The organism is Micromonospora sp. NPDC023966 (assembly GCF_040639095.1).
Taxonomy (GTDB): Bacteria; Actinomycetota; Actinomycetes; order Mycobacteriales; family Micromonosporaceae; genus Micromonospora.
In genome coordinates this window covers 1-24266 of the sequence record NZ_JBEZZJ010000055.1, presented here as the reverse complement: position 1 = coordinate 24266, position 24266 = coordinate 1, and the positions used below count along the sequence as shown (strand labels likewise).

Here is a 24266-nt window from a genome sequence, read left to right as displayed (position 1 = left end):
CGGCTGCGGCAGTGGCAGATCGGCCGGCTCCTGCAGGTCCTCACCGACAAAGCCACCCTCGCCGGCATCACCGTCCACCTCGTCGACGAACGTGGCACCTCCTCGACCTGCCCGGCCTGCCGGCGGCGGGTACCGAAACCCCGCGGCCGGACCCTGTCCTGCCCACACTGCACGTTTGCCGGGCACCGCGACCTCGTCGCGGCCGCCACCATCGCCACCCGCACCCCGGGCAGCGGAACCACCACCCCCACACCCGCTCGGGTGCCCGGGGTGCTCACGCACCGTCGAGCCGGACGACACCTCCCCGGTGCCGGCCAGTCCCGACGTGACCCCCGCCGCCCCCAGGCGGCGCGAGGATCAGTTGGCCCGCGGAGGCCCGCCCCACCACCCGATGGGGAATCGCTCGCCCAAAAGGCGAGGATCCACAACACCCACCGCACACCCGGTGAACGTTAGTGGACACCGCACTAGCCAGGAGCTGCCACGTGTCGCAGGATCACCGCTCGCCGCCGCCGCGTCCGTCCGATGAGGCCACCTGGGGCCACCGCGCGGCCGACCGGCCGGCGTACCCGCCGACATCGCCGGTCAGGCCGCGGGTGGGGTGGGGAAGCCGCCGGCTCTCCGCTGGCGTGCCGACCTCGGACGTGCCCGGCCACCGGGGGCCCGTGGCTCCCGCGCCTCGGTTCCCCCCGCCGGAGACGTGGAGCCATGGCGGCACCGCCCAGATGTCCGGGCCGGGCGCCGCGGCCCCCGCACCGGCGCACCCGGTGACGCCGGGTGGCTACGGCGCGCCGGGCGCCCGCGGGTACGCCGCCGGGCCGGCCCCGGCGAGGTGGTCGTCGGGCGACGCGGCCGGGTCGACGGCCCGCGGCCACGCGGACCAGGCGGTCCAGCACCAGATCCGGCAGGCGGTGGTGCACCGGGTGCAGTACGCGAACGCCCTGCACGCCTCGCACTACTGGGACCTGCGCCGGACCACGCCGGTCGGGCCGCACGCGCTGATCTTCCTCTACGCCAGCCTGGACCCACGGTCCACCAACCCGCGCCAGCCGTACCATGAGATCAAGGCGGCGTCGCGGCTGTTCCGGGACGGCAGCGAGGTGCGGGATCTGCCGGCGCTGCTCGCCGAGCTGTGCGAGATCGCCGAGGGCTACCTGGCCGGGGGCGGGGTCTTCGACCCCGTCACCCAGATGACCCAGGCCGGCGAGCCCATGCCCGCCGGGGCGCGCTACGTCGGCGTCTCCGTGTCGACCCTGCTCGGCAGCGGCGACGCCGTCGGCACCGAGCCGGCCGGGGTCGGCGGGACGGGGATCCCCGGGCGGAACCTGGTGGTCATGTCCGACGACAACGTGCTGGTGGTCGAGCGCTCGGCGCGGGCGCACGAGCAGGTCGTGGTGAACTCCACGGCCCCGCACTTTCCCGGGGCGGGCGTGGAGTACCGCAGCTGGCTCCCGCTCACCCCGGAGCAGCAGGTCCACCCGGCCTGGCGCTGGTTGCAGCACCTCAACCAACTGGTGATGACCGGCCAGGAACGCAAGCTCGCGCTGGCCGGGTCCGCCGTGGGCCGGCGCCGGCGCTGAACACGCCGACGGCCCACCCTCGGGTCGGGGGCGGGCCGTCGCGCGTCCGGGCGTCCTACAGGGACCGGCCGACCAGATCCTGCTCGATCACCGCGAGTGGGCGCGGCTGGCCCTGCCCGACGTTCTCCAGCACCTCGGGGCGGGTGGCCGCGAGGACCGCCGCCCAGACCAGCCCCACCGCCGCGGCGGCCGCCACCGCGCCGGGGACCAGCCACTTCGTGGCGGAGCCCGCGGGCGCTCCGAGCACCGCGGAGAGGTTGACCAGCGTGGTGAGCAGAGCCGCGCCGACCAGCGCCGCCCCGATGGACGGCGCGATCGTCCGCTGCCAGGCGCCCTCCTCGCCGCCGCCCCTGCGGAAGAAGGCGATCGTGGCGACCGAGGTGGCCGCCATCATCAGCAGCACTGCGATGGCCGCGACGCCGGAGAGCCAGCTGAACATGATGGCGACCGGGTCGGCCCCGGTCAGCGCGAAGACCAGGATGATCGCCAGGGCGATCCCCGACTGGAGCGCCGACCCGGCGATCGGCGCGCCGCCCCGGCCGACCCGCTCGAACACCGCCGGCAGCACCCGCTCCCGGCCGAGGCTGAAGGCGTACCGGGCGATCGAGTTGTGGAAGCTGACCATCGCGGCGAACACGCTGGTCACCACCAGGATGGTCGCGACGCTGCCGAGCACGGGGCTGGCGTGCGCCTGGAGGATCGAGAACGGCAGCCCGGCGTTCGGGTCGCGGGACTGCTCGACGACCCGGTCGGGGCCCACGGCCACGGCCAGGGCCCAGGCGGCGAGCGCGTAGAGGACCGCCAGCAGGATCAGCGCCGAGTAGGCAGCCCGGGACACGGCCTGCGGCGACCGGGACTCCTCGGAGTAGACGGCGGCCGACTCGTAGCCCACGAACGAGGCCGCGCAGAAGGCGACCACCCCGCCGAGGCCGGGGACCAGCAGGTTGCCGGGGTCCAGCGGCGCGAAGTTCACCGACCCGCCGGCAGGGTGGGTGAACGAGATGAGCACGAAGAGCAGGATCACCGCGACCTCGGCGGCCAGCACCGCGCCCAGCAGGCCGACGCTGATCCGCGCCTTCAGCACGCCGACCAGGGCGACCCCGGCCCAGGCGAGCAGCGCCCAGGCCCACCAGGTGCCGCCGAGGCTGTCACTGGCCACCGCGCCGAGCAGCCCGTACAGGCAGATCTGGATGGCGTTGTAGCCGAGCAGCACGACGGGCGCGGCGACCACGCCCCAGAACCGTCCGAAGCCGGCCGCCAGGGCCGCGTAGAAGACCCCGGCGCTGGAGACGTAGCGGGCCATGGCGAGGTAGCCGACGGAGAAGAAGAGCAGTGCGGCCGCGATCACGAGGAAGCCGAGCGGTGTGCCGGTGACGCCGGTCGAGGCGTACGTGGCGACGATCGCGCCGGCGAGCACCGCCATCGGGGAGGAGGCGGTCGCGCTGAACACCAACAGGGCGCCGGTGCCGAGGGACTTGCGGATGAGCCCGGTTGGCGCGCTGGCAATCTGCATGGAGCTGCTCCGAGTGGGGGAGGAGGGGTAGTCGGGGCGGCAGGGGGGTCGGCGGCCGACCGGCGGTGGCGGAGCGGACGCCCGTCGGCGGCCTCCATGATGGACAGTGTGGGTGCGGGTGCGCGACCCTGCCCGGCCCTGAGCCATCGAGGAGCTCCGACGGCTGAGCCCGGACAGCGTAGCCGACGACGCGGCGCGACGTGGCGGGTGCGGGGCGTGGCGAAGGGTCGGCCGGTGGGGCTCGATCCGGGGCTCGTGATCATCCTTCCGGGCGTCCCGGATGTCCGGTCGGGTCGGATCGCCCCCGGCGTGATGTGCCGCCGAGGCGCGCTGGCTACGCTGGCGCGTCGACTATCAGAAGGGGGCCGCATGAGGGCCGGGCCAGCCCAGCCGCCCGACGCGCCGGCGGCGCCGCGGGCGCTCACATCGGTGCCGTGGATCGTGGTGCTGCTCGGCGTCGGCCTGGCCGTCAGCCTGTTGGTGGTCGCCCTCCTCGCGCTTCGCGGGGAGGAACGCCAACCGGTGCCGGCGCCCGCCCCGCCGATGTACCTCCCCACCCTCGGAGTGGAGACCCCCACCGCCGCGCCGACGGCCGAAGCCGCGACCGTCGCCGCCACCGGACCGGCGACGCCGTCGCCCAGCGCGAGCCCCTCGCCCACGGCCGGCGCGTCCCGGTCGGCGACGCCGCGGCCCCGTGCCTCGACGCGGGAGGCCGCGCCGGGTGCGCTCACCGCACGGTACGAGGCCACGGCGAGCGACCGGAGCGGGTTTGAGGCGCGGCTGACCGTGGTCAACGGCTCCGGTGGCGGCCAGCGCTGGGAGGTCGAGTTGCTTTTCGCCGGCAACGTGAAGACGATCGAGGCCTCGTCCACCTCGGGGGTGTCGGTCAGCACCGAGGGCGGCGGGGTGTTCGTGCTGCGCGGCACCGGGGCGCTGCCGGCCGGGCAGAGCGCCACGGTGCGGTTGCGGTTCGGCCGTACGGGAACCGGTGACCGGCCGGGCCAGTGCACGGTCAACGGCGCGGACTGCGTGATCGGCTGAGACTGAGCGCCGGCGGCGGTGGACCTCGCGCTGTCCGGCGATCCTCGCGGTGGTTACGCTCGCCCGAGGGGGATCGACTGGGGAGGGTCATGTCCGGCACGCGACGCGCACGCCCGTCATCCGGCGCCGCCATCACCTCCTCGCCGTGGATCGTCGTTTCGATCGGCGTGATCGTCATGGTGGTGCTGCTGCTCGTGGCGCTCGGCTCGGTGCGCGGGCGGCGGACGTTCGCCGAGGCCCCGCCGCCGGCCCCGACGATGTCGCTGCCCCAGGTGCCGGTCACCACCCCCGCCACCCCCTCCACCCCGGGCGCGACCACCCGGCTGTCCGCGTCCGCCACCGGGCCGGTGACCCCCGGGCCGTCCCCCAGCTCGAGCGGGGTGCCCGCCCGGCCGAAGCCCAGCCCGTCGGCGAGCGGGGGCAGCCGCAGCGCGCAGCCCGCGCCACCGCCGCCCGCTCCTCCGGTGACCGGCCGGTACGGGGTGGTGAGCAGCTTCGACGGCGGGTTCATCGGTGAGGTGCGGCTGGTCAACACCGCCGACCAGGCGCAGGGCTGGACGGTGCGGCTGACCTTCCCGCGGGGCCGCCTCGTGACCGCCTGGGTCAGCGGCGCGGAGCAGGGCAGAGGCGACTTCTCCGACGGCGTCTTCACCTACCGGGGCGGGGCGGACCTGGCGCCCGGGGAGTCGGTGGCGCTGCAGTTCCACTTTGAGCAGACGGGCACGACCCGGCCGACGACCTGCACGGTCAACGACGCCAACTGCTCCGGCTTCTGATCCTCGGCCCCGGTCGCCTCCCGACCCGCCTTGCCGTGTTTCGCAAGACGGCTGCTTTGTTACGACTCTGTTTGCAAGGTATTGCAGAATGTTTCGACGAGGGCTAGCGTGCGGGCGAATCAGCGACCAGAGAAAGGCCGTCGATGAAACCCCCGCCGATATCCCGCAAGGCCCTGGCCGCCCTGGCCTCCTCCCTCGTGCTCACCCTCGTCGGCGTGCCGGTGGCCCTCCACCAGGTGGGTGCCGACGGCAGCGACCGCCCCGCCGCCCCGGACGTGCTGGCCGCCGCGGGAGCCGCGCAGTGGAGCCGGGAGCCGTCCGCCGAGACGCTGCTCAAGGCCGGCAGCAGCAGCGCGAAAGCCGAGCAGTTCTACTTCGTCCTGCCGGACCGCTTCGCCAACGGCGACAAGCGCAACGACACCGGCGGGCTGACCGGTGACCGGCTCAGCACCGGCCTGGACCCCGCGGACAAGGGCTTCTACCACGGCGGTGACCTCGAAGGGGTCATCGACCGGATGGACTACATCCAGGGCCTCGGCACGACGGCCATCTGGCTCGCCCCGATCTTCAAGAACCGGCCCGTGCAGGGCACCGGCGCGGACGTCTCCGCCGGCTACCACGGCTACTGGATCACCGACTTCACCCAGGTCGACCCGCACTTCGGCAGCAACGCGGAGCTGAAGAAGCTGGTCGGCCTCGCCCACCAGCGGGGCATCAAGGTCTACCTGGACATCATCGTCAACCACACCGCGGACGTCATCCGGTACGCCGAGGACAGGTACGGCTACGTCGACAAGAAGACGTCTCCCTACACCGACGCGCAGGGGCGGGCCTTCGAGGACCGCAACTACGCCGACGGCACCCGGTCGTTCCCGCAGGTCGACAGCGGGTCGTTCCCGTACACCCCGACCTTCGCCAGCGCGGCCGACGCCAAGGTCAAGGTGCCGTCCTGGCTGAACGACCCGACCATGTACCACAACCGGGGCGACTCCACCTTCGCCGGTGAGAACAGCGAGTACGGCGACTTCTTCGGCCTCGACGACCTCTGGACCGAGCGTCCCGAGGTGGTCCGCGGCATGACCGACATCTACGCGCAGTGGATCGGCAAGGCCGGCGTCGACGGTTTCCGCCTCGACACGGTCAAGCACGCCAACCTCGACTTCTGGCCGCAGTTCACCCGCGGCATCGAGGCCGCCGCCGCCAAGGCCGGCAAGCCCGACTTCTTCATGTTCGGCGAGGTCTACAGCGCCGACCAGGAGATCGAGTCGACCTACGTCCGGCAGGGCGGCCTGCCGGCCACCCTGGACTTCTCCTTCCAGGAGGCCGCGCGGGGCTACGCCGCCGCCGACGGCTCGGCCAGGGCGCTCGCCGACGTGTACGCCAGGGACGACCTCTACGCCGCCCGGGACACCGACGCCAACCGGCTGACCACCTTCCTCGGCAACCACGACATGGGCCGGATCGGCTCGTTCATCGCGGCCGCCGGCGGGGACGACGTCAGCCAGCTCCGCCGCGACCAGCTCGCCCACCAGCTGATGTTCCTCACCCGCGGCCAGCCGGTCGTCTACTCCGGCGACGAGCAGGGCTTCACCGGACCCGGCGGGGACAAGGACGCCCGGCAGGACATGTTCGCCAGCCGGACGGCGGACTACCTCGACGACGACCTGATCGGCACCACCCGCACCCACGCCGCCGACCAGTACGACACCACCCACCCGCTCTACCGGACCATCGCCGAGCTGGGTGAGCTGCGGCAGGCCCACCCCGCGCTGCGGGACGGCATCCAGGTCACCCGCTACGCGGCCGACGGCCCCGGCGTCTTCGCCTTCTCCCGGGTCCTGCCCGCGGACCGCACCGAGTACGTCGTCGCGGTCAACAACGCCGCGACCGCGCAGACTGTCACCGTGGGCACCTGGTCGGCCGGCGCCACCTTCACCGGCGTCTACGGCGGCGCGGGCACCACGACCGCCGGCGCCGACGGCAAGCTGGGCGTCACCGTGCCGGCCATGTCGGCCGTGGTGCTCAAGGCCGACCGGGCGATCCCGCAGGCCGGCGAGGCCCCGCGGATCACCCTCACCGAGCCGGGCGACACCCCGGTGGCCACCAAGGCCACCGTCACCGCGCAGGTCACCGGCGACCCGCTGGCGACCGTCACCTTCGCCGCCCGGGTGCCCGGCGGCCGGTGGACCCTGCTGGGCAGCGCGGACCGGGCGCCGTACACCGTCCACCACGACCTGACCGGCCTGGCCGGCGGGACGAAGGTCGAGTACAAGGCCGTGGTCCGCGACGGCAAGGGACGGGTGGCTGCCGCCCGCACCACCGGCGTGGTCGGCACCCCGGCGCAGAGCGCGTCACGGGACTGGGCGGTCGTGCACTACCAGCGCCCCGCCGGCGGGTACGCCGACTGGGGCCTCTACACGTGGGGCGACATCGACCCGGCCTACCAGACCGAGTGGCCCAAGGGGCAGCCGTTCGCGGGTGAGGACTCCTTCGGCCGGTTCGCCTGGGTCAAGCTGAAGCCGGGCGCCCAGTCGGTCGGGTTCCTCGTGGTCGACAAGGACGGGAACAAGGACGCCCCGAACGACCGCACCATCGACGTGACGCAGACCGGCGAGGTCTGGGTCAAGCAGGGCGACCCGACCCTCTATCCGACCCGGCAGGCCGCCACCGGCGAGCCCGACCCGCCGGTCGACCAGAGCACCGCGGTCATCCACTGGCGCAAGGCGGACGGGAACTACGACGGCTGGGGCCTGCACCTCTGGGACGGCGCCGCCAACCCGACCGACTGGGGCAACCCGCTGAAGCCGGAGAAGATCGACGCGTACGGCGCGGTCTTCCGGGTGCCGCTGGCCGCCGGCGCGACCGGGCTGAACTACATCGTGCACTCCGGTGACGTGAAGGATCAGCCCGACGACCAGCGGCTGGACTTCGCCACCGCCGGGCACGAGATCTGGCTGCTCGCCGGGGTCAAGGGCCGGCTGCTGCCACCGACCTCGTCCGGCGTGGCCAGGGACCTCGACATCACCAAGCAGAAGGCGCAGTGGATCGACCGGTCCACCGTGGCCTGGCAGACCGGGCCGACCGACGGCAAGCGGTACGCCCTGGTGGCCGCCCCGGTCGGCGGGCTCGCCATCGCCGACGGGGAGCTGACCGGGACGTACACCACGCTGCCGCTGCGGGCGGGGCGCAACGGGCTGACCGAGGCCCAGCGGCAGGCGTACCCGCAGCTCTGGGCCTACCGCGCGTTCACGCTGGACCGCGCCGACCTGGCCAAGGTGCCCGCGGCGCTGCGCGGCCAGCTTGTGGTGACCGAGCGGGACGCCGAGGGCAACCTGCTCGGCGCTACGGGGGTGCAGATTCCCGGCGTCCTCGACGACGTCTACCGGGCCGCCACCCGGGCGAAGCTCGGCCCGACGTTCGCCGGCAAGGTGCCCACGCTGGCCGTCTGGGCGCCCACCGCCCGGAAGGTGTCGCTCCAGCTCTTCGACTCGCCGACGGCCGAGCCGACGGCCGTGGCGATGCGCCGTGACGACACCACCGGCGTCTGGTCGGTGCGCGGCACGAGGTCGTGGACCGGCCGGTACTACCGCTACCAGGTGGAGGCCTGGCAGCCGGCGGCGCAGAAGGTGGTCATCGCCGCGGTCACCGACCCCTACTCGGTGGCCCTCGCGCCGGACTCGACGCACAGCCAGATCGTCGACCTGGCCGACCCGGCGCTGGCCCCGGCCGGTTGGGCGAACCTGCGCAAGCCGGCGGCGGTGCCCTCGGCGAAGGCGCAGATCCAGGAGGTGTCGGTCCGCGACTTCTCCATCGCCGACACCACCGTGCCGGCCGACCGGCGGGGCACCTACCTCGCCTTCACCGACCCGGAGACGGCCGGGATGAAGCACCTCCGGGCGCTCGGCGACGCCGGGGTCAACTACCTGCACCTGCTGCCGGCGTTCGACTTCGCCACCATCCCCGAGCGGCGGGCCGACCAGGCGCAGCCCGCCTGCGACCTGGCCGGGCTGCCGCCGGACTCCGACGAGCAGCAGAAGTGCGTCGCGGAGGTGGCCGGGAAGGACGGCTACAACTGGGGGTACGACCCGCTGCACTACACCGTGCCGGAGGGCGGCTACGCCGTCGACCCGGCCGGGGCGAAGCGGACCACCGAGTTCCGGCAGATGGTCGCCGGGATCAACCAGGCCGGCCTGCGCGTCGTAATGGACGTTGTCTACAACCACACCTCGGCCGCCGGCACCGACCCGAAGTCGGTGCTCGACCAGGTGGTGCCGGGCTACTACCAGCGGCTGCTGCCCGACGGCACCGTCGCCAACTCGACCTGCTGCGCCAACACCGCCCCGGAGCACGCCATGATGGGCAAGCTCGTGGTGGACTCGCTGGTCACCTGGGCGAGGGCGTACAAGGTGGACGGCTTCCGGTTCGACCTGATGGGCCACCACCCGAAGGCGAACATCCTGGCCGTCCGCGCCGCGCTGGACGAGCTGACCCCGGCCCGCGACGGCGTGGACGGGAAGAAGATCCTGCTCTACGGCGAGGGCTGGAACTTCGGCGAGGTCGCCAACGACGCCCTGTTCGTGCAGGCCACCCAGGCCAACATGGCCGGCACCGGGATCGGCACCTTCAACGACCGGCTCCGCGACGCGGTGCGCGGCGGCGGACCGTTCGACGGCAACCCGCGGATCCAGGGCTTCGCGTCCGGGCTCTTCACCGACCCGAACGGGGACGACGTCAACGGCTCCGCCGCGGAGCAGAAGGCGCGGCTGCTGCACCAGCAGGACCTGATCAAGGTGGGGCTCACCGGCAACCTGCGCGGCTACCGGTTCACCGACTCGTCCGGCCGGCCGGTCACCGGCGCTCAGGTGGACTACAACGGCTCGCCGGCCGGCTACACCGCCGCGCCGGGCGAGGCGGTCACCTACGTCGACGCGCACGACAACGAGATCCTGTACGACGCCCTCGCGTACAAGCTGCCGCAGGGGACCTCGGCGCAGGACCGGGCCCGGATGCAGGTGCTCGCCCTGAGCACCGTGCTGATGGGGCAGGGGACCGGGTTCGTGACGGCCGGCTCGGAGCGGCTGCGCTCCAAGTCGCTGGACCGTAACTCGTACGACTCCGGTGACTGGTTCAACCAGATCCGCTGGGACTGCGCCCAGGGCAACGGCTTCGGCGCCGGCCTCCCGCCGGAGCAGGACAACAAGGACAAGTGGCCGTACGCCAAGCCGCTGCTGGCCGACCCGAAGCTGGTGCCGGACTGCGCCGCGATCGACCTGGCCGACGCCCGGTACGCGGAGCTGCTGAGGATCCGGCGTTTTTCGCCGGTCTTCGGGCTGGCCACCGCCGACCAGGTGCAGAAGCGTGTCGCCTTCCCGCTCTCCGGCGACCGGGAGACCCCGGGCGTGATCACCATGACCCTGGACGCCCGCGGGCTGGGCGGGAAGTGGAAGTCGGTCACCGTGGTCTTCAACGGCACCCCGGAGACGGCGAAGCAGACCGTCGCCGGCCTGCGCGGGGCGAACGTGGCGCTGCACCCGGTGCTGAGGAACTCCGCCGACCCGGTGCTCCGGACGGCGTCGTTCGACCGCTCCGGCGGCACGTTCATCGTGCCGGCGCGCAGCGTGGCGGTCTTCGTCCAGAGCTGACCCCGGTCACGGTCCGGCCCCCTGCCACCGAGGTGGCAGAGGGCCGGGCCCGTTGTGGAGCTGGTTCAGTTGAAGCAGTCCTTGACGGTGCCCGCGCAGTTGGTCGGGTCGTTGTTGGACACGGTGGACTTGTCGTCGAGGCGGACCTTGCCCTTGTGGTTGAGGATGCCGCCGGCGACGCGGTGGTTCTTGGAGCTGTCGGTGGCGGTGTTCTTGGTGACGTGGGTCTTGGTCAGGGTGACCGTGCCCTTGTTGTTGAAGATGCCGCCGCCGTTGAGGGCGGTGTTGCCCTTGATCTCGGTGTCCCGGAGGGTGAGGGTGGCGTTGTCGCCCTCGTCTTCGGGCCAGTCCTGGTAGCCGTCCTCGACCTTGTCCAGGCCGGTGGCGCCGTTGAAGATGCCGCCGCCGAACCGGCCGGCGCTGTTGTCGAGGATCTTGCTGTCGGAGATGGTGGCCGAGGCCTCGTCCTTCTTGTCGCGGCCGTCCTGGCCGTCGCGGCCGTCCTGGCCGTACTCACCGTTCTGGCCGTTCATGGTGTTGTCGTTGCGGCCGTCACGCTTCTTCTCTTCGCCGCCGGTGTTGACGATGCCGCCGCCGTCCTTGTCGGCGTGGTTCTTGATCACGGCGACCTTGTCGAGGTCGAGGTTGGTGTCGCGGGCGTAGATGCCGCCGCCGCTGTCGCAGGCGCTGTTGCCCTTGATGTCGGACAGCACGATCTTGACGAACCCGCCGGCGCTGAAGATGCCGCCGCCGTTCTCGCCGGCCCGGTTGTCCTCGATGGAGGTCTTGAAGATCTCCACGCTGCCGGCCTTGTTCCGGTCGTCATGCCGGTTGTCGGAGCTGTGGTCGTTGCCCTTGTGGTCGTTGCCCTTGTGGTCGTCCCGGTCCTTGCCCTCGCCGTTGGCGATGCCGCCGCCGTTCTTGCCGGCGGTGTTGTTGGCGACGTGGGAGTCCTTGACCGTGAGGACGCCGACGGTGAAGATGCCACCGCCGTTCTTCTGGGCGTGGTTGTCCTCGATCTTGCTCTCCTCGACGTCGACGCGGCCGAAGTTGGCGATGGCGCCGCCGTTGCCCTCGGCGTTGTTGCGGGTCAGCGTGACCTTCTTCAGGTGGGCGCTGCCGCCCCGCTCGACGAGGATCGCGCCGCCGTCGGCGTCGCCCTCCTTCTTGTTGTCGTTCTGACCCGGGCCGTCCATGGGAGCCGCACCGCCCTGGCCGCCCTGCGCGGCCGGCGGGGTCTGCGGCCCACCGGGGACCTGCGGCCCACCCGGTCCGCCCGGCCCACCCGGCCCACCCGGTCCGCCCGGCCCGCCGGGGCCACCCGGGTTGCCGTACTTGAACTCGGCGGCGTTGCCGTCCTTGACGGTGAGGTCCTTCAGGGTCAGGTCGCCGCCGTCGACGACCCGGAAGATCCGGAAGGCGTCCTCGGAGTCACGCTTGATCGTGGCGTCGTTGCCCTTGATCGTGAGCTCCTGCCGGATCGTCGGCAGACCGGAGCCGTCCTTCTTGTCGCTGAAGCTCAACTCGTAGGTGCAGTGCTTGGCCAGCTCGAGCGTGCCGCCGTGGTCCCGGTTGGCCAGGTCGACAGCCTCGATCAGCTTCTCCTCGTCACAGGGCACCTCCCGCACGCGCCCGTGCTCGTCGTGGTCCCGGCCCTTGTCCCGGTCGCGGTCGCCGCGCTCGTCCCGGTCGCCGCGGTCCTTGCCGTCACCGGCGGACTCGTCTGCGGCGTTCTCCGCGCCGCCGTCGTCCTTGAGCTGCTGGGCGGTCGACCACTTCACGTCCGCGAGCCGGTGGGGGCCGGTGGCTCCCGTGGTCGCGTACGCCACGCCGGCGAGGCTGACCGCTCCGGTGAGGCCTACGACGCCGGTGGCGAGCCAGAGCCGACGACGACGGATCGGGGAGGTGGTCTCACGGGTGGCGTCATCGTTATTGCGAAGGTAGTTGGACATCGGAGCTCTCTGCCCTCTCCTTGTACCGACAAGGTCGCTTCGCCTCGGCGAGGTGACCTTCGCTACAAATCGGTTGTAGCTGCTGAAGAACACCGTATGGGAATCTTCTTCACCTGGTGCTCTTATACGAAAAAAGCCCACATTCGGACGTGGGCGGTGCGGCGAGCGCAGAGCGGCGCGGAGCGGGCCGGGGGGGTCACGGGCGGCGAAGCCCACCGCCGCGGGCCGAAAGGGGGTGGGAACCCCTTTCCGCCGTGGCGCAGCGGAAAGGGGTTCCCGCGGTTATGTGGTGGTTCAGTTGAAGCAGTCCTTGACGGTGCCCGCGCAGTTGGTCGGGTCGTTGTTGGACACGGTGGACTTGTCGTCGAGGCGGACCTTGCCCTTGTGGTTGAGGATGCCGCCGGCGACGCGGTGGTTCTTGGAGCTGTCGGTGGCGGTGTTCTTGGTGACGTGGGTCTTGGTCAGGGTGACCGTGCCCTTGTTGTTGAAGATGCCGCCGCCGTTGAGGGCGGTGTTGCCCTTGATCTCGGTGTCCCGGAGGGTGAGGGTGGCGTTGTCGCCCTCGTCTTCGGGCCAGTCCTGGTAGCCGTCCTCGACCTTGTCCAGGCCGGTGGCGCCGTTGAAGATGCCGCCGCCGAACCGGCCGGCGCTGTTGTCGAGGATCTTGCTGTCGGAGATGGTGGCCGAGGCCTCGTCCTTCTTGTCGCGGCCGTCCTGGCCGTCGCGGCCGTCCTGGCCGTACTCACCGTTCTGGCCGTTCATGGTGTTGTCGTTGCGGCCGTCACGCTTCTTCTCTTCGCCGCCGGTGTTGACGATGCCGCCGCCGTCCTTGTCGGCGTGGTTCTTGATCACGGCGACCTTGTCGAGGTCGAGGTTGGTGTCGCGGGCGTAGATGCCGCCGCCGCTGTCGCAGGCGCTGTTGCCCTTGATGTCGGACAGCACGATCTTGACGAACCCGCCGGCGCTGAAGATGCCGCCGCCGTTCTCGCCGGCCCGGTTGTCCTCGATGGAGGTCTTGAAGATCTCCACGCTGCCGGCCTTGTTCCGGTCGTCATGCCGGTTGTCGGAGCTGTGGTCGTTGCCCTTGTGGTCGTTGCCCTTGTGGTCGTCCCGGTCCTTGCCCTCGCCGTTGGCGATGCCGCCGCCGTTCTTGCCGGCGGTGTTGTTGGCGACGTGGGAGTCCTTGACCGTGAGGACGCCGACGGTGAAGATGCCACCGCCGTTCTTCTGGGCGTGGTTGTCCTCGATCTTGCTCTCCTCGACGTCGACGCGGCCGAAGTTGGCGATGGCGCCGCCGTTGCCCTCGGCGTTGTTGCGGGTCAGCGTGACCTTCTTCAGGTGGGCGCTGCCGCCCCGCTCGACGAGGATCGCGCCGCCGTCGGCGTCGCCCTCCTTCTTGTTGTCGTTCTGACCCGGGCCGTCCATGGGAGCCGCACCGCCCTGGCCGCCCTGCGCGGCCGGCGGGGTCTGCGGCCCACCGGGGACCTGCGGCCCACCCGGTCCGCCCGGCCCACCCGGCCCACCCGGTCCGCCCGGCCCGCCGGGGCCACCCGGGTTGCCGTACTTGAACTCGGCGGCGTTGCCGTCCTTGACGGTGAGGTCCTTCAGGGTCAGGTCGCCGCCGTCGACGACCCGGAAGATCCGGAAGGCGTCCTCGGAGTCACGCTTGATCGTGGCGTCGTTGCCCTTGATCGTGAGCTCCTGCCGGATCGTCGGCAGACCGGAGCCGTCCTTCTTGTCGCTGAAGCTCAACTCGTAGGTGCAGTGCTTGGCCAGCTCGAGCGTGCCGCCGTGGTCCCGGTTGGCCAGGTCGACAGCCTCGATCAGCTTCTCCTCGTCACAGGGCACCTCCCGCACGCGCCCGTGCTCGTCGTGGTCCCGGCCCTTGTCCCGGTCGCGGTCGCCGCGCTCGTCCCGGTCGCCGCGGTCCTTGCCGTCACCGGCGGACTCGTCCGCGCGGTTCTGCGCGTCCGCGTCCTCGCCTCGCTTGTCGTCCGCCTTGCCGGCGTCGCTGGCGTTCTGTGGCGCCGCCGCGTGGTTGTCCGCGACCCGCTGCGGGTCGTCGGACTTGTTGTCGCGAGCGGCGAGGCCACCGAGGGCCGCCAGGCCGACGACGCCGGTCAGCCCGGCCACGCCGGTGGCGACCCAGAGTGCCCGCCGCCTGCTCGTCGGCGGGGGCATCGGTGCCCCGCCGTCGGAAGTCGTTACGTCGTTCGACATCAGAGCCTTCCGCCCTTTCGGTTTCTACCAAAGGGGTCGCACCGGATCTCAGTGGCGCGACCAGCTACAAATGGGTTGCAGCCTCTGATCGACACCGTATGAGAAGGATCCTCGCGACGTGGACGGATCCGAAGAAATCGCGCATTTGGCTCACATCCGGCCGGTCGGCGTGACCGGGGCGTAGCCGCCCCAGGAGGATCGTGAGCAGCGCAAACGACGACGGGCCCGGCGCCGGCGTCAAAACCGCGAGAAACCTCGCAGACGCTGGCGGCGGGCCCGCCGGGGGGTCGTGCCTGTCGGGTCAGCCGGGCAGGCGGGGGCCGGCCTCGCGCTGCTCGGCCAGCCAGGTCTCCACCTCGTCCGAGCGGCGCGGCAGCCCGGCCGAGAGGTTCACCGCGCCGTCGGCGGTGACCAGGATGTCGTCCTCGATCCGCACGCCGATGCCGCGCAGCTCCTCGGGGACCAGCTCGTCCTCCGGCTGGAAGTAGAGCCCCGGCTCGACGGTGAGCACGTAGCCCTCGCCGAGCGGCCCGTCCCGGTAGGTCTCCTTGCGGGCGTTGGCGCAGTCGTGCACGTCGATGCCGAGCATGTGGCTGGTGCCGTGCAGCGTCCAGCGGCGGTAGACCGTCGACGCCGGGTCCATGGCCTCGTCGACGCTCACCGGCAGCAGGCCGAGATCCTTCAGCGCCTCGGCGAGCACCCGCATGGCGGTCAGGTGCACCTCGCGGAACGCCAAGCCCGGCTTGATCACGTCGATGCCGGCCTGCTGGGCGGCGTAGACCGCGTCGTAGACCTGGCGCTGGAGCGGGGTGAACCGGCCGTCGACCGGGAGCACCCGGGTGACGTCGGCGGTGTAGAGGTTGCGGTTCTCCACGCCCATGTCCATCAGCAACAGCTCGCCCGGGCGGGTCGCGCCGTGGTTGTGCACCCAGTGCAGGATCGTGGCGTGCTCGCCGGCGCCGACGATCGAGCCGTAGCCGACGTCGTTGCCGTCGTGCCGGGCCCGCAGCGCGAAGATCCCCTCCAGCAGCCGCTCGGAAACCGCCCGGTCGGCCGGGAGCGCTCGGGCCACATCCTCGAAGCCGCGGACGGTGGCGTCGCACGCCTCCTGGAGCTGGGCGATCTCCCACTCGTCCTTGACCAGCTTCAGCTCGGAGATCGCGATGGCCAGCTCGCGGTCGCGGCCCGGCTGCCCCTCGGCCCGCGCCCCGTCGTACGGCCGCACCGCGGCGTCCACCCGGGCGTCGAAGCCGCGCAGCACCCGGGTCCGCCCCGGCGCCAGCTCGGCCAGCGCCGCGTCCAGCTCGCCGAGGTCGGCGGTGGGCAGGCCCAGCTCGGTCGACTTCTCCTTCAGCGTCGGCCGCCGGCCCACCCACAGCTCGCCGTGCCGGCTGCGGAAGAACTCGTCGGTCGCCCGGGACGACCGGGGCCGCATGAACAGCGTGGCCTCGCCGCCCGGCCGCAGCACCAGCACGCTGTCCGGCTCCAGGTCGCCGGTCAGGTACGCGAAGTCGCTGCCCGGCCGGAACCGGTGGTCGGTGTCGTTGGCGCGTACCTTCTCGGTGCCGGTCGGGATGACCAGCGTCTCCCCCGGGAAGGCCTCGGCCAGCGCGGCCCGCCGCTTCGCGTGGTTGGGCACCTCCGGTCGGGGACCGACCGGCAGCTCCGTGTCCCGCCAGCCCTCCCGCATGAAGGACAGGAACGCCTCCGGGAAGTCCGGGTCGTGCGATTCGGTGCCGTCCGCCGGCTTGCCCTGCTGCGTCCGCTCCTCGGCCATTGATCCGCCTCCTCCGCCTCGTCGCTGGTCCAGACGGTACCGCGCGCGTGGCGGCGGGGAGTGCCTGCGGTGCCGCGACGGTGGCTTCCGCCGCGTGGAAAGATGACGGCCATGTGCGGACTCCTGGCCTTTTTCAGCGCGCGCGGTGACGCCGCCGCTCACCGCGACCACATCGCCGGAGCACTGGAGTGCCTGCACCACCGCGGCCCGGACGAGACCGGGGTCGAGGTGGTCGGCGACGCCTCCGGCCGGTACGCGGACGGAGTGTTCGCGCACAAGCGGCTGGCGATCATCGACGTGGCGCTCAGCCACGAGCCGCTGCCCTACGCGAACGACCGCTACCTGCTCACCTTCAACGGTGAGATCTACAACTACATCGAGCTGCGGGACGAGCTGATCCGGGACTACGGCGCCCAGTTCGCCACGAACGGCGACGGCGAGGTGATCGTCGCCGGCTACCACTACTGGGGTGAGCAGGTGCTCACCCGGCTGCGCGGCATGTTCGCCTTCGTGATCTGGGACCGGCAGGAGCGGCGGGCCTTCGGCGCCCGGGACTACTTCGGCATCAAGCCGCTGCACTACCTGGAGACCCAGGACGGGCTCTACCTGGCCTCGGAGAAGAAGGCGCTGCTGCCCTTCGCGCACTCGGCGTACCAGGGCGACGCGGGGATCGACACCGCCAACCTGAGCCACTATCTGACCCTGCAGTACGTTCCCGAGCCGGGCACGCTGCACAAGGGGATCAGCCGGATCGGGTCGGGGGAGTACCTGACCTGGACGCCGGGCGGCCGGATCGAGGTGCGCCGCTGGTACCGGCCGGTGTTCCGCCCGGCCCCGGTCGCCGACGAGCAGAAGCTCTACCACGAGATCCGGGAGACGCTGCGGGAGAGCGTCCGCATGCACATGCGCTCGGACGTGCCGGTCGGCTCGTTCCTCTCCAGCGGCATCGACTCCACCGCCGTGGTGGCCCTGGCCCGGGAGTTCAACCCGAACATCCTCACCTTCACCGTCGGCTACGACGTGCCGGGCTACTCCGAGATCGATGTGGCCCAGGAGTCGGCCCGGCACCTCGACGTGACCACCATCCCGACCAAGATCGGGCCGCAGGACATGATCGAGGCGCTGCCGAAGATCATCTGGCACCTGGACGACCCGGTCGCCGACCCGGCCCTGGTGCCGCTCTACTTCGTGGCGAAGAAGGCGGCCGAGCACGTCACGGTGGTGCTCTCCGGCGAGGGCGCGGACGAGTTCTTCGGCGGCTACACCATCTACCGCGAGCCGCTCTCGCTCAACGCGGTGAACAGCCTGCCCGGTGGGGTGCAGAAGGGCCTGCGGGCGGTCTCCAAGGCGATCCCGCAGGGCGTGAAGGGCAAGAGCTTCCTGGAGCGCGGCACCACCCCGATCGAGGAGCGCTACTACGGCAACGCTCGGATGTTCACCGAGGAGGAGAAGCAGCACCTGCTGCGTCGCTACGACCCCTCGGTCCGCTACACCGACGTCACCGCGCCGATCTACGCCGAGGCCACCGAGCTGGACGACGTCACCAAGATGCAGTACGTCGACCTCTACACCTGGCTGCGCGGCGACATCCTGGTCAAGGCCGACCGGATCTCGATGGCCCACTCGCTGGAGGTCCGGGTACCCTTCCTGGACCGCGAGGTGTTCAACGTGGCGGCCGGCATCCCGGTCGACCTGAAGCTGCCGCCGCGCTCCGAGGCGACCAAGTACGCGATGCGCCAGGCGTTGCAGGGCGTGGTGCCGCCGGCCATCGTCAACCGCAAGAAGCTGGGCTTCCCGACCCCGACCCGGGTCTGGCTGCGCGGCGAGATGTACGAGTGGGCCCGGCACGTGCTGGCCACCTCCGGCGCGGGCGACCTGATCGACCTGTCGTACGCGATGCGGCTGCTGGACGAGCACAAGCGGGAGGAGGCGGACCACTCGCGCAAGGTGTGGACCGTGCTGATCTTCTGCATCTGGCACGCCATCTTCGTGGCGAAGACCCTCGACCCGGGTATCCAGCGCAACCAGTCGGCCCTGCTCACCAAGCCGGTGGTCGGCAGCATGGTGCGCTGACGCGAGCGTGCCGAAGGGCCCCCGGGGCGTACCCCGGGGGCCTTCACATTTCCGGGTCACCGGCCGGTGCAGGTGACCGTGGGCAGGGTGTTGGTGCCGGTCGTGTTCGCGGTGAAGCCGAACGTGGTGGTGCCCTCCGGCGGGACGCTGCCGTTGTAGGCGGCGTTGGTGACCGTCACGGCCGCCCCGCTGGTGCTCACCGTGCCGTTCCAGAGCTGGGTGATGGTCTGTCCGCTGGGCCAGGTCCAGTTCGCCGTCCAGCCGCCGTAGGTGCGGGTGCTGTGGTTCATGATCATGACCTCGCCCTGGAAGCCACCGCCCCAGGCGCTGACCACCTTGTAGACCGCCATGCAGGCGCCGCCCGGCGTGGTCGGGGTCGGCGTCGGGCTCGGCGAGGTCGGGGTGGGCGTCGGGCTGGTCGGGCCCGGCGTCGGCGTGGTGGGGGCCGGTGACGGCGTGCCGCCGGAGCCGATTCCGGTCACCTCGCCGTTGCCGCCGTCGAAGGTCACGTCGGAGCAGCCGAAGAAGTTCTCCTGGCTGTCCGAGCGGACCCAGCGGGAGTAGATGATGTGCCGGCCGCTCTTGTTGGCCGGCAGCGAGCCGGTGAAGTAGTAGTGCCCGTCGTTGGTGCCCACCGAGCCGCGCTGCGGCGGGTTGGTCACCTGGAGGAACGGCTGCTCCTCCAGGTCGCTCCAGGCCAGCGGCCGGGTCGGGCTCCAGCTGTCCTTGGTTACGTAGAAGTAGAAGGTGCCCGGGTGGTGTGCCCAGTTGCTGTAGCGGAACTCCATCGACCGCCCGGCCGTCAGGTGGGTGACCGGCCAGTCGTTGCGGGCCTGGTCGTAGCCGCTGAAGTTCGGGTTGCCGCCGCTGCACAGCTTGCCGTCGGGGATGAACCCGACGGTGCGGCCGCCGGCGTCGGAGCGCAGCACGCTGAACCAGTTGTAGAGCGAGTTGGCCCCGCTCTCGGCGACCGCCGCCGCGCAGGCGGGGTTGGTCGGCCTGACCTCCCCGGTCGCGGTGAGGCCGTCCTTCCAGCAGAGGTAGGTCCGGGCGCCCGGGGTCATCGCCGCGCCGTGCGCGGCGGCCGGGCCGGAGCCGGTGGCCAGGGCGAACGCGCCCAGGGCCAGGGTGGCGGCCGCGGTGAGCAGCGCGGCCGTACGGGATCGGTGCACGGGAACTCCTGACTCGCGGGGCGCGACCCGCACCGGGCCGCCCCGCTGCGACGAGCGGATGCGACGATCGCGGTGCCACGCCCGCCGGTCGGAGTGCGGCCGGGGCCGTCGGGGGACGCGCACCGCCTGCGGTCCGTGTCCCGGACCGGTCAGTGCCCTCGCGTCGGCTCGACCCGGCGGCGCGGCAGCCCCCCGCGCCATCCCGGCACGCGCAATCCCATCACGTCCGGGCATCCCGCGCAATAGCCGCCCGTCGATGCGGGAGTCTCGTCGCGCCGGGCCCCGCCATGCGCCAGGATCGGAGGTACACCGACGGAGGGAGCCAGGATGGGGTACGCGGTGGTGCTCGGCGAGGCGCTGGTCGACCTGCTCGACGCCGAGCACGACGGGGAACCTGTCTACCGGCAGGCGATCGGCGGAGGGCCGCTCAACGTGGCCGTCGCGGTGGCCCGGCTCGGCGGCGCCGTCGAGTTCGTCGGGTCGCTCGGCGACGACGCGCTCGCCGCGCGGATCCGCGCCTTTCTGTGCGCCGCCGGCGTGGGGCTGGCCGGGGCGGTCACGGTGCCCGCCCCGACGGCGCTGGCCGTGGCCACCTTCGCCGGCCCGGAACCGGACTTCCGCTTCTACGGCGAGCCCCGCTCGTACGCCCTGCTGACCGCCGACGACCTGGACGTGGCCCTGGTCGAGGGCGCGCAGGTGGTCTACTGCGGCTCGATCGTGCTGCTCGACCCGCCGGTGCTGGCCGCCGCCCGCCGCGCCTGGACGATCGCCGGGGCGCTGCGGGTCTTCGACCCGAACGTGCGCCCCAGCCTGCTCGCCGGCCCCGGCGCGCTGGACGGCCTGCGCGGGGTGGTCGCCGAGTTCGCCGCCAGCGCCCACCTGGTCAAGCTGAGCGCCGCCGACGCCCGCCACCTCTATCCGCACGAGCCGGTCGAGGGCGTCGCCGCCTACCTGCGGGAACTGGGCGCGGGGACCGTTGTGGTCACCCTCGGCGCGGACGGCGCCCTGGTCGCCGCCGCCGACGACGTGGTACGCGTCCCCGCGCCGAAGGTCGACGCGGTGGACGCCACGGGCGCGGGCGACTCGGTGATGGGTGCGCTCATCGCCGACCTGCTGAACGCCGGCGAGCCGGTGGACCCGACGGGCTGGCGGGACCGAGTGGCCTTCGCCCTGCGGGTGGCCGGGCTGGTCTGCGAGTCGCCCGGCGGGGCCACCGCCATGCCCACCCGAGAGGCGGTCACCAACCGGTTCCGCTGACCCGCCGCCCGGGTCAGCGGGGGCGGGCCAGGGCGAGCACGGCGGTGAGGGAGAGGGCGGCGGCGGCGGCCAGCACGACGGCCATCGGCACGGCGCTGCCCTCGCCGCCGAGCCCGACCAGGGGTGCGGCGAGCGCGCCGATCACCGACTGCACGCCGCCCAGCAGCGCGGCGGCGGTGCCGGCGCGCCGGGCGTGCGCGTCCAGCGCCAGCGCGGTGCTGTTCGGCGTCACCATGCCCAGCGAGCCGACGAAGGCGAACAGCGCCACCGCGAACACGGCGAGACTGCCGCCGAGCGCTCCGGTGAGCACCCCGGCCGCCGCCACCACGCCCACCACGCCCGTGGTGACCAGCAGTCGGCGCGGGCTGAACCGGTCGAGCAGCCGGGCGTTCACCTGCCCGGTGGCCACCAGGGCGAGCGCGTTGAGGCCGAAGATCAGGCTGAACGCCACCGCGGAGACGCCGAAGACGTCCTGGAACACGAAGGACGATCCGGAGATGTACGCGAACAGCCCGGCGAAGGCGAAGCCCTGGGTCAGCGCGTACCCGAGGTAGACCCGGTCGGTGGCCAGCGACCGCATGGTCCGGGCGGTGGCGGCCAGGCCGCCGGTGCTGCGGCGCTCGGCCGGCAGCGTCTCCGGAAGGCGCAGGGCGACCGCGACGGCGAGCAGCAGCCCGATGACGGCCAGGGTCAGGAAGACCGCCCGCCAGTCGCCGAACCGCAGCACCAGGCTGCCGACGCTCGGCGCGGCCACCGGCGCGACGCCGAAGACCAGGGTGAGCCGGGAGAAGTACTTCGCGGCCGCGCGGCCGGAGTAGAGGTCGCGGACCACGGCCCGGGCGACCACCACGCCCATGCCACCGGCCAGGCCCTGGGCGAACCGCGCGACGGCGAGCATCGGGGCGCTCGGCGCCGCCGCGCAGGCGAGCGCGAGCAGGGCGTACCCGACGACGCCGATCAGCACCGGGCGGCGCCGTCCCCACCGGTCGCTGAGCGGGCCGGTGACGAACTGGCCGATGGCGAGACCGATCAGGCAGGTGGTCAGCGAGAGTTGGATGCCGGCCTGGTCGGCGCCGAGGTCGCGGGTCATCGCGGGGAACGCCGGCAGGTACATGTCCAGCGAGAGCGGGCCGATCGCGGTGAGCGTGCCGAGCAGCACCAGGAGGGTCGCGCCGCCGCCCCGTGCGGCCGTCGGGTCGACGGTCGGGCGCGCGGCGGTCCGCACGGTCTGGCTCACGAGGTTCCCCCTGAGGTCGGTGATCTCCGGGTAACCTTAGCTCTGTACTCAGAACTATTGCGATGTGAAGAAGGTGACTCCGTGTCGAGGGAAGAGGGCATCGCGGGGTTCGGGGCCGTACTGGGGGAGCTGCACCGGCTGCTGCGCCGCAGAACCATCGCCCGGGCCGGCCGGGACGCCCTGCCCGAGGCGCAGGTGGAGGTGCTCCACCTGGTCCGCGCCGAGCCGGGGATCAGCGGCAAGGAGGTGGCGCGGCGGCTGGGCACCGCGCCGAACACGGTCAGCACCCTGGTCAGCGACCTCACCGACGCCGGGCTGCTGGCGCGCGACCGCGACCCGGCCGATCGCCGGGTGGTACGGCTCACCCTCACCGACGCCGCCCGCACCCGGATGGCCGACTACGCGACCCACCGCAGCGCCCTGCTCACCGAGGCCCTGGCCACTCTCGACCCGCCGGCCCGCGACGCGATCCTCGCCGCCGCCCCGCACCTCGACGCCCTGCTCACCGCCCTGCGCGCCCGCCCCTGAACGCCCCAGCGCGCTCAGGCGGCGCCGTCGAGCTCGGCGTAGCCGCGGCGGGCGGCGATGAGACCGGGGCGAGCGCCGAACGGCGACTCGGCGGCCACCCGCTCGGGCGGGGCGTTGCCGGTGTGGCCGGCCCGGATCAGCCAGGCCTGCCGGGCGAGCTGCGCGTGCTGGTCCCGGACGAACTCCACGTCCACCGGATCGCCGTGCCCCGGCACCACCACCGTGGCCGGCGTCGTCAGCCGGAGCAGCCCGGCCACCGCCTCCGGCCACTGCACCGGGTACGACTCCTCGAAGGCCGGCGGCCCGCTCTGCTCCACCAGATCGCCGGCAACCAGCACGTCCGCATCCGGCACGTGCACCACCAGGTCGGCGTCGGTGTGCCCGTGTCCGGGGTGGTGCAGCACCACCCGCCGGCCGCCCACGTCCAGCACCGTCTCGCGGTGCACCGGGTGGGTCGGGGCCAGCAGCTCGGTCCGGGCCAGCTCGGCGGCGAGCTCCGGCTGCTCCGCGCGCATCTCCTCGTACGCGGCCCGGCGCAGCTCGTCGGGGTGGTCGCGGAGCACCGCCGCGGCCTGGGCATGCGCGTACACCGGGCGGGGCGGATCGGCGGCCAGGGTGGCGTTGCCGAAGCAGTGGTCGAAGTGGTGATGGGTGTTGACGATCGTCCACGGGTGCGGGGTGACCGACCGGGCCGCCTCGGCCAACTCCCGGGCCTGCCCGGCGGTGGAGAGCGTGTCCACCAGGAGCGCCGCGCCGTCGCCCACCACCAGCGTCACGTTGACCCGCAGCAGCGGGTCGCGCAGCACGTGCACGCGGTCGGCGACCTCGACGAACCGGGCGCTCATGACGCCCGCACGGCACGCTCGACGAAGCGCTGCCGGTCGACCAGCGCCCGCTCGACCCGCCCGGTGGCCACGACCTCGTTCCCGTCGGTCACGATCACCTCGAAGGTCAACCGCCGGCCGTCGACCTTGACCAGCTCCGCCCGGGCCGCCACGGTCCGGCCGACCGGGGTCGCCGCGCGGTGCTCCAGCTCGACGCGGGTCCCGACGGTCGTCGACCCGGCGGGCAGCCGGACCGCGGTGGCCGCCACGGTCGCCGCCTCGGCCAACGCGAGCACCCGGGGCGTGCCGAGCACCGGCACGTCGCCCGAGCCCACCGCCTGCGCGGTGTCCGTGTCGGTGACGGTCAGCTCGACCCGGGCGGTCAGGCCCGGGAGGAGAGGCGGGTCCGGCTGCTCCTGCATGGGCCGAGCCTACGGCGTGTTTCATAAGTGAGCGGCTGGTGCTGGGCGTTGTGAGCCATTGTTGTCGGTCGGCCCGTGGGGTTTCTGGGTGGGTGCAAGTGGTGGGCTGTTTGTCGGTGGTGTGTGGCATGGTGTGCTGCCGTGGCCCGTTTCACCGCGTTCCGGTTCTGTCTGAACCCGACCGGCGAGCAGGAGATTGTGCTGGGTCGGCATGCGGGTGCGGCCCGGTTCGGCTACAACCAGTGTCTGCGG

The 24266-nt window shown here is 72.5% G+C and carries 17 protein-coding genes; 9 read left to right on the top strand and 8 right to left on the bottom strand.

Annotated elements, in window-relative coordinates:
- Window positions 1-3 precede the first annotated feature (3 nt).
- Window positions 4-456, top strand: coding sequence for a transposase (locus AB0F68_RS33910; RefSeq protein ID WP_357345757.1), 453 nt, complete (start codon window positions 4-6; stop codon window positions 454-456).
- Between the two features lie 209 nt (window positions 457-665).
- The gene (locus AB0F68_RS33905; protein WP_357345753.1) at window positions 666-1580 is read left to right on the top strand and encodes a hypothetical protein; all 915 of its coding nucleotides are present in this window, start codon (window positions 666-668) and stop codon (window positions 1578-1580) included.
- Between the two features lie 55 nt (window positions 1581-1635).
- On the opposite strand, the gene AB0F68_RS33900 is transcribed toward AB0F68_RS33905, so the two are convergent.
- Entirely contained in the window at window positions 1636-3093 is a 1458-nt protein-coding gene (locus AB0F68_RS33900; RefSeq protein ID WP_357345751.1) for an APC family permease, read from the bottom strand.
- A gap of 369 nt (window positions 3094-3462) precedes the next feature.
- Between AB0F68_RS33900 and AB0F68_RS33895 the strand changes: the two genes are divergently transcribed.
- The 3 genes from AB0F68_RS33895 (at window position 3463) to pulA (ending at window position 10552) form a co-directional block, all read left to right on the top strand.
- Window positions 3463-4134: a cellulose binding domain-containing protein gene (locus tag AB0F68_RS33895; protein ID WP_357345749.1), complete on the top strand. Its 672-nt coding sequence runs from the start codon at window positions 3463-3465 to the stop codon at window positions 4132-4134.
- 89 nt (window positions 4135-4223) lie between these two features.
- The gene (locus AB0F68_RS33890; protein WP_357345748.1) at window positions 4224-4910 is read left to right on the top strand and encodes a cellulose binding domain-containing protein; all 687 of its coding nucleotides are present in this window, start codon (window positions 4224-4226) and stop codon (window positions 4908-4910) included.
- A gap of 143 nt (window positions 4911-5053) precedes the next feature.
- On the top strand, window positions 5054-10552 hold the full coding sequence (gene pulA / locus AB0F68_RS33885; RefSeq protein ID WP_357345746.1) for a pullulanase-type alpha-1,6-glucosidase: 5499 nt from the start codon (window positions 5054-5056) through the stop codon (window positions 10550-10552).
- A gap of 65 nt (window positions 10553-10617) precedes the next feature.
- Here the strand turns inward: pulA and AB0F68_RS33880 are convergent, their stop codons facing one another.
- The 3 genes from AB0F68_RS33880 to AB0F68_RS33870 form a co-directional block, all read right to left on the bottom strand.
- A complete protein-coding gene (locus tag AB0F68_RS33880) occupies window positions 10618-12504 on the bottom strand; it encodes a hypothetical protein (protein ID WP_357345744.1) in 1887 nt (628 codons plus the stop codon).
- 294 nt (window positions 12505-12798) lie between these two features.
- Window positions 12799-14724, bottom strand: a complete 1926-nt coding sequence (locus tag AB0F68_RS33875) for a hypothetical protein (RefSeq protein WP_357345742.1) — start codon at window positions 14722-14724, stop codon at window positions 12799-12801.
- Window positions 14725-15025: 301 nt separating this feature from the next.
- Window positions 15026-16501, bottom strand: a complete 1476-nt coding sequence (locus AB0F68_RS33870) for an aminopeptidase P family protein (protein ID WP_357345740.1) — start codon at window positions 16499-16501, stop codon at window positions 15026-15028.
- A gap of 111 nt (window positions 16502-16612) precedes the next feature.
- On the opposite strand from AB0F68_RS33870, the gene asnB reads away from it, so the two are divergent.
- Window positions 16613-18574: an asparagine synthase (glutamine-hydrolyzing) gene (gene asnB, locus AB0F68_RS33865; protein ID WP_357345737.1), complete on the top strand. Its 1962-nt coding sequence runs from the start codon at window positions 16613-16615 to the stop codon at window positions 18572-18574.
- A gap of 56 nt (window positions 18575-18630) precedes the next feature.
- Here asnB and AB0F68_RS33860 read toward each other — a convergent pair whose 3' ends face one another.
- Window positions 18631-19746, bottom strand: a complete 1116-nt coding sequence (locus AB0F68_RS33860; RefSeq protein ID WP_357345735.1) for a lytic polysaccharide monooxygenase — start codon at window positions 19744-19746, stop codon at window positions 18631-18633.
- A gap of 327 nt (window positions 19747-20073) precedes the next feature.
- Here AB0F68_RS33860 and AB0F68_RS33855 point away from each other — a divergent pair, with 327 nt between their 5' ends.
- Window positions 20074-21003 carry a carbohydrate kinase gene (locus tag AB0F68_RS33855; RefSeq protein ID WP_357345733.1) on the top strand — a complete coding sequence of 310 codons (930 nt, stop codon included), beginning with the start codon at window positions 20074-20076 and terminating at the stop codon, window positions 21001-21003.
- Window positions 21004-21016: 13 nt separating this feature from the next.
- On the opposite strand, the gene AB0F68_RS33850 is transcribed toward AB0F68_RS33855, so the two are convergent.
- Window positions 21017-22240 (bottom strand): multidrug effflux MFS transporter, encoded by a 1224-nt coding sequence (locus AB0F68_RS33850; protein WP_357345731.1) that lies wholly within the window; start codon window positions 22238-22240, stop codon window positions 21017-21019.
- Between the two features lie 81 nt (window positions 22241-22321).
- Between AB0F68_RS33850 and AB0F68_RS33845 the strand changes: the two genes are divergently transcribed.
- Window positions 22322-22768, top strand: coding sequence for a MarR family transcriptional regulator (locus AB0F68_RS33845; protein ID WP_357345729.1), 447 nt, complete (start codon window positions 22322-22324; stop codon window positions 22766-22768).
- A 14-nt stretch (window positions 22769-22782) separates the two neighbouring features.
- Here AB0F68_RS33845 and AB0F68_RS33840 read toward each other — a convergent pair whose 3' ends face one another.
- Window positions 22783-23613: an MBL fold metallo-hydrolase gene (locus AB0F68_RS33840; RefSeq protein WP_357345727.1), complete on the bottom strand. Its 831-nt coding sequence runs from the start codon at window positions 23611-23613 to the stop codon at window positions 22783-22785.
- Window positions 23610-24014: a hotdog domain-containing protein gene (locus AB0F68_RS33835; protein ID WP_357345725.1), complete on the bottom strand. Its 405-nt coding sequence runs from the start codon at window positions 24012-24014 to the stop codon at window positions 23610-23612. Before AB0F68_RS33835 ends, AB0F68_RS33840 begins: the two co-directional genes overlap by 4 nt.
- A 75-nt stretch (window positions 24015-24089) precedes the next feature.
- Between AB0F68_RS33835 and AB0F68_RS33830 the strand changes: the two genes are divergently transcribed.
- The coding region (locus tag AB0F68_RS33830; RefSeq protein WP_357345755.1) for a helix-turn-helix domain-containing protein at window positions 24090-24266 on the top strand (177 nt) is incomplete at its 3' end.

Bases quoted from the DNA above. Each gene is read 5' to 3' on its own strand.
- AB0F68_RS33875 (WP_357345742.1), bottom strand. From the start codon at position 14,724: ATGTCGAACGACGTAACGACTTCCGACGGCGGGGCACCGATGCCCCCG.
- AB0F68_RS33835 (WP_357345725.1), bottom strand. From the start codon at position 24,014: ATGCAGGAGCAGCCGGACCCGCCTCTCCTCCCGGGCCTGACCGCCCGG.
- AB0F68_RS33870 (WP_357345740.1), bottom strand. From the start codon at position 16,501: ATGGCCGAGGAGCGGACGCAGCAGGGCAAGCCGGCGGACGGCACCGAA.
- asnB (WP_357345737.1), top strand. From the start codon at position 16,613: ATGTGCGGACTCCTGGCCTTTTTCAGCGCGCGCGGTGACGCCGCCGCT.
- pulA (WP_357345746.1), top strand. From the start codon at position 5,054: ATGAAACCCCCGCCGATATCCCGCAAGGCCCTGGCCGCCCTGGCCTCC.
- AB0F68_RS33890 (WP_357345748.1), top strand. From the start codon at position 4,224: ATGTCCGGCACGCGACGCGCACGCCCGTCATCCGGCGCCGCCATCACC.
- AB0F68_RS33900 (WP_357345751.1), bottom strand. From the start codon at position 3,093: ATGCAGATTGCCAGCGCGCCAACCGGGCTCATCCGCAAGTCCCTCGGC.
- AB0F68_RS33855 (WP_357345733.1), top strand. From the start codon at position 20,074: ATGGGGTACGCGGTGGTGCTCGGCGAGGCGCTGGTCGACCTGCTCGAC.
- AB0F68_RS33880 (WP_357345744.1), bottom strand. From the start codon at position 12,504: ATGTCCAACTACCTTCGCAATAACGATGACGCCACCCGTGAGACCACC.
- AB0F68_RS33840 (WP_357345727.1), bottom strand. From the start codon at position 23,613: ATGAGCGCCCGGTTCGTCGAGGTCGCCGACCGCGTGCACGTGCTGCGC.
- AB0F68_RS33895 (WP_357345749.1), top strand. From the start codon at position 3,463: ATGAGGGCCGGGCCAGCCCAGCCGCCCGACGCGCCGGCGGCGCCGCGG.